The sequence below is a fragment of the Okeania sp. genome (assembly GCF_983059655.1).
In genome coordinates this window covers 1-5,660 of the sequence record NZ_CEZPJD010000523.1, presented here as the reverse complement: position 1 = coordinate 5,660, position 5,660 = coordinate 1, and the positions used below count along the sequence as shown (strand labels likewise).

Below are 5,660 nucleotides of genomic sequence, written 5' to 3'. Positions count from 1 at the left end.
CCCCCTACTGCCTCTCTTGGTCAGCATTCCCTCTCTTGGTCGGCGTTCCCTTGCGCCTGTCGGCGGCGCGGGTTCCGACCGCTTGCGCCTAGCGGCGGCGCGGGGTCTGACCGCTATTGCCTACTGCCAAATGAGCTGCGCACAGCGCTATACCTTAAAACTTTCTTCTTTCCTTCTGCCTTCTGCCTTCTGCACTCTGCCTTCTGCCTTACTTTCTCTAAGGTATAAGTATTAAACCGGACATAATATAATGGCCTTTTGAGGACAATAAATTAACTGAAGTTGGTATCAACTCAAATTATCGCTTTTACCATTTTCTAATGGTTTGACATCAACTTGTATAGTAGGAAACAGACAACAGGTAAAAGCTGTGAAGCTTGCTAAAAGGTTAACATTTTTACTTCATCTTGAAAGACTAAAAAACCTCATCCCATCAGCGCATTAGAGATAGAAGTCGGAACAAAGTGCCACCAGATGGTATCTGAGCAAGCCAATCTAGTGCCACTACGCGGAAGTCAGAAGTCAGAAGTATTGATTGTTCATTAATTGATAATTGATAATTACCTCTCCCTAAAAGGAAGAGGATTGAATAAAAGGAAAACTTTTTCTTGTTTCTCCATGAATGGAGAGGCTTTAAACCTTAATTATTCGGTAAGGCTTTTAGGATTTTGTAACTGGTCAGTTATTTCCGCCATTCTGCACTAGCACTCTTTAGTATAGTAGGAAACAGACAACAAGTATAAAGTTGTGATAAACGATAGACTTTAAAACGTTAGTTTTTTTACTTGATTTTGGGAAACTATAAAACCACAATCCATTACTGTGTCGGATACAGAGGTCGGAATGAAGTGCCACCAGGTCATATCTGAACAGCAAAACTAGCTACCATTTTTGCACACTCCTTTGAAGCAACAGTCTCTCGAATTCCAAACTCTTCATTATTACTTTATGTCCTAACCGACTTAATATTTGCTATCATAGGAGACTTTTTTTGATACTAGCTCGTTAATATCGGAGATTATAACCGGTGATTGCGAGTGCTGAAGCAATGCTCCGCGACATGAAATGCGTAGCGTTAACGGAGTAATGCGTCAGCAAAACAATAACTCTATGTACCAAACTCAGAAAACTCAGTTAGACAACAGGGGCAAAAAGTTGAAATTTGCTTCCTACTCCGCACACTCCATCTACTGCACTACCACCAACTTTTTATACATCCTCGCCAGAAAAACATTGATGAAATGAAAAGTAATGTTACTAATGTACAGAAAATTATAAGTAAAATTAAGTTTTATAACTACGGTCTTGCTTTTTAAGTAAGTTAGACTTTATGATACAAATTACAGACATAACTATTAAATCTTTTTTAACTCTGCAAGCAAGCTCTCAATACTGTATTAAACTAGCAAAATTCTAATCTACCAATTAATGTAAAGAAAACGAAAATCCTGTAGCTTTCCATTGAAGAGCTTGGACAACTAATCAAGAGCATCTAAACATAATCTGCCTTTCATTAACTCTGCAATAATGGCTAAAAGTAGAAAATCTAATTGAAATTTAAAGTAAATCAACTTAGATTTAGAATTAAACAACCGTATTTAATATTTAAAAATAATTCTAAATCTAGCAGTTTCGTCAAACTAAGACGAAGCCAATAATTATTATTTAAAAAGGAGAATGCGATCGCATGGTTTCCTCATTTGAGAATAAATTGAATCAACTTAACGACTCTGTTGTAGAAGTATCATTGCCTGAAACAACAAACGTTCAGACAACTTCTGTAGCACCTTCTAATACTGCTACAGGAATTTATGTAACGATCCACGGTCACTTCTATCAACCACCAAGAGAAAATCCTTATCTAGATGCTATCGAACGTCAACCTAGTGCAGCTCCAAACCATGACTGGAATGAGCGAATTTTACACGAATGCTATCGCCCCAATGCCTTTGCCAGAGTCTTAAACGACCGAGGAGAATTGGTGGGGATCGCCAATAACTTTGAATATCTGAGCTTCAATATCGGTCCAACCTTAATGAGTTGGTTAGAGCGTCACGATATGGAAGTCTATCAAAAAATTATCGAAGCAGACCACAAAAGTTGCCAACGACTAGATGGACATGGCAACGCGATCGCTCAAGCATATAACCATATCATCTTACCCCTAGCCAATGAACAAGATAAATACACTCAAATTCGATGGGGTAAAGAAGACTTTCGCTCTAGGTTTGGTCGCGATCCAGAAGGAATGTGGCTAGCAGAAACAGCAGTAGACTATCCAACCCTAGAAGTCTTAGTCGATGAAGGAATTCGTTTTATTATCTTAGCGCCTTCCCAAGCAGAACGTTGTCGCCCCTTACCAAGCACAGACAACCCCGATCCCGAATGGATAGAAGTAGGTGGCAGTCAAATCGATCCCACCCGTCCTTATCGTTGTTTCTTACCAAATAACAGCGATAACTCCACAGAAACTCCATACATTGATATCTTCTTCTATGATGGTCCAATATCAAGAGATATGGGCTTCAACGATGTCCTGAATAGTTCCGATAACTTTGCCGGACGATTAGGCCAAGCTGTGCGGGGAGACCACCGACCTTCCCAATTAATTTCTGTTGCCACTGACGGCGAAACATTCGGTCATCACAAAGGCGGTACAGAAAAATGCCTTGCCTATGCCTTCTTAGGAGAATTTCCTCAGCGAGACTGGACAGTTACCAACTTTGCTCATTATCTCAGCATTAGTTCCCCTACTTGGGAAGTTGTATTAAAACCAGTAACAGCTTGGAGTTGTTCTCATGGTGTTGACCGTTGGCAAGATGATTGTGGTTGCGGTGGTGGAGGTACTTGGAATCAAAAATGGCGCAGACCATTACGAGATTCACTAAATTGGCTGCGGGATCGATTTGTTGGCATTTATGAAGACTTTGGTAGTCACTTCTTCAACAATGTTTGGGCAGCACGAGATGAATACATTAAAGTAATTCTCGACCGCTCTATTACTAACATTAATGACTTCTTATCTAAACATCAAACCCACGAACTTACAGAAATAGAAAAAGTAGATGCTTTGCGTTTACTAGAAATGCAAAGACATTCTCTATTAATGTTTACAAGTTGTGGCTGGTTTTTTGATGAAATATCCCGACCAGAAGGAACTCAAATTTTACGTTATGCAGCGAGAGGAATAGAATTAGCTGAGGATGTATCAGGAGTACAGTTAGAAAAAGAATTTATCGGCCGACTTGCTCTTGCCCCCAGTAATGTAGAGTTGTTCAAAACAGGTGATGAAGTTTATCGACAATTAGTTAGTACAGCTAAAATTAGCCTAGAGCAAGTAGCAGCTCACTACGCCATTAATTCTTTGTTTACTACTTATACTCGCGAACAACGAATTTACTGTTACAACGCCAAACAACATGATTATCAAATGCGACGCATGGGTAATCTCAGTTTAGCAGTAGGCCAGTTACAATTGGTTTCAGAAATTACATTAGAGTGTAAAAACTTTGTTTTTGCTGTACTGCATTTAGGGGGATGGGATTTCCATTGCTGTATTCGCTCGTTTAACGGACGCAGGGTTTATACTGAACTGAAACAACAGTTATTTGATGCCTTTCAAAAAGCCAGTGTGGCAAATGCGATCGTGACTATGACTGAGTTATTTGGAGAACGTTCATTTAGCTTAGAGGATCTGTTTGCAGAGGAACGTCAACGGATAATGGGGCTACTGAATCAGGAAACTCTAAATCGCTTGGAGCAATTATATAGCCAGGTTTATCGGGACAATTATAGCATAATGATGGCTTTCCGCCGAGATAATTTACCTGTGCCTCAGGAGTTGCAGGTAGCTGCTGAAGTGGCATTGGGTCATCGATTATTGACAAGTGTGAGAGGACTAGAGAAGGAAAGCAGTGATGGCAAATTGAATGTTAGTTATTTAGCAGAGTTGGAAGCACTTGCGGCGGAAGTGAATGACCAGCAGTGTCGGTTCCACAACCTGGAAGTTAAGGAAGCTTTAGAAAGGTTAATTGTTAGTTCGCTCCGGCATATTTTGCACGATCGCGATCGTCATAATGTAGAGGAAGATATCTACAATTTAGAGCGAATTATTGAAGTAGGCGATCGATTAAATCTAGGTTTATCTTTAACTAATGCTCAAGAGATTTATTTCCAATCTCTAGATAATCATGTTGTGCCTCTATGTTTAGATTATATTCAAAGGCGAAATAATGCTGAAATACAAGATAATGCTGTAGAGGAAGGGGAAGCTTGGGAATTGCCTCAAATTAACAAGTTATTACAATTAGGTAAGAAGCTGGCTATTGATGTCGATCAATGGTTGAATCAATTGTATTGAAAATAGCAGTCAGCAGTCAGCGGTCAGCGGTCAGCTCTCAAGGCGTATGATGGGGGATACTCAAGAGAAGTTGCTCCGCGTCTACAAACCACCAGAATACGCACACCACTAATTTTTCGGCGTTGCTGAATACTGGGATGATTGAGACCGACACGGGGACACGGAGACACGGAGACACGGGGATGATAGTCGATCCTCTCTTGTAAAATCATCCCACAATTATGCAATGCCAATTTTTCAAATATAGTGGGTGACTTACAGCGCTTTTCGCTCTTGATGAACCACATCTTCACAAGCAAAATCTTGTAGGGACGTTCCATGGAGTGTCTCTACTGTGGCTTACCCAAATGAAAACCGCTGTAAACCCGCCGATTTTAGCTGATAGCTGATAGCTGATAGCTTGTTAATACAGTTTATTTTGAAAGAAGACAGCAAAGCATTAGACAGGCAGTATTTCAATCATGTGCTTAGTGTAACAAATATAGCAATGTGCGCTGGCATATTTACAAATTGCAGGAAGTGTCCAATAGTTAAAAGTTTTATATGATAAGCTTTTTATTCCCCCTGTTGCCTGTTGCCTATTGCCTGTTGCCTGCGCGCAGCGCTATACAAAACTTCTCAAGGTGTTGCTGATTGAAATCAAAAAAATCCACCTCAAATTAAGAAGTGGATTTATTTTTTCGTTTGGTATTCGATGAAATTGAAATTAGGATGCTATATAGTATTCTTCCTTAATATTTTAACAATGGAAATTGAAAAAACACTAAGGATATAACCAAGGCTAAAACAATTGTCCAAGGAGCAAAAACAATGCTCAAAAATAGACAAAGTAATGCTATTCCTGCCGTGACAATCTTAACAATCTCTTCAGTGGTATTGGCGTAAACATAAACAGCAAAGAAACAAATGACGAGACTCATCAATGAAGTCGAAATCATTACAACTACCTCAAATAATAGTAGTACGTTCCTTCGGGATAGATTATTTTGCTGAACTTACTCAAAATAACCCATGCAAGATTGAAGCTTTTTCTAGAACCTTGTTGAAGATAATTATTTAAGTAAGTTTTTATTTTTAGCTAATATTTCTAGCCCCTACTTCCGTCTTCCTCAAGCTCTTGGTTAATCAGCCAATTTACACTGTGGGAAAGATGAACGATGGATTTTGTTATTCGATCTAGTTTAACTTTTTATTGAAACATTGTCAATAAACAAAAGCAGAAAGCATAGGGCATAGGGCAGAGGGCAGAAGGAACAATTGGATGGGGTTTCATATCAAATCCGCCTAATTGCACATAGAT

At 39.4% G+C, this 5,660-nt stretch carries 2 protein-coding genes; one reads left to right on the top strand and one right to left on the bottom strand.

Going from position 1 to position 5,660, the window contains the following annotated elements; genetic code table 11:
• Positions 1 to 1,687: 1,687 nt before the first annotated feature.
• Entirely contained in the window at positions 1,688 to 4,360 is a 2,673-nt protein-coding gene (locus AC3DU7_RS23350) for a DUF3536 domain-containing protein (RefSeq protein ID WP_488041690.1), read from the top strand.
• A gap of 731 nt (positions 4,361 to 5,091) precedes the next feature.
• Here the strand turns inward: AC3DU7_RS23350 and AC3DU7_RS23345 are convergent.
• The gene (locus AC3DU7_RS23345) at positions 5,092 to 5,298 is read right to left on the bottom strand and encodes a hypothetical protein (RefSeq protein WP_488041689.1); all 207 of its coding nucleotides are present in this window, start codon (positions 5,296 to 5,298) and stop codon (positions 5,092 to 5,094) included.
• Between the last annotated feature and the right edge of the window lie 362 nt (positions 5,299 to 5,660).

Excerpts from the sequence above, each read along its gene's own strand:
- AC3DU7_RS23350 (WP_488041690.1), top strand. The coding sequence starts at position 1,688 with ATGGTTTCCTCATTTGAGAATAAATTGAATCAACTTAACGACTCTGTT.
- AC3DU7_RS23345 (WP_488041689.1), bottom strand. The coding sequence starts at position 5,298 with ATGATTTCGACTTCATTGATGAGTCTCGTCATTTGTTTCTTTGCTGTT.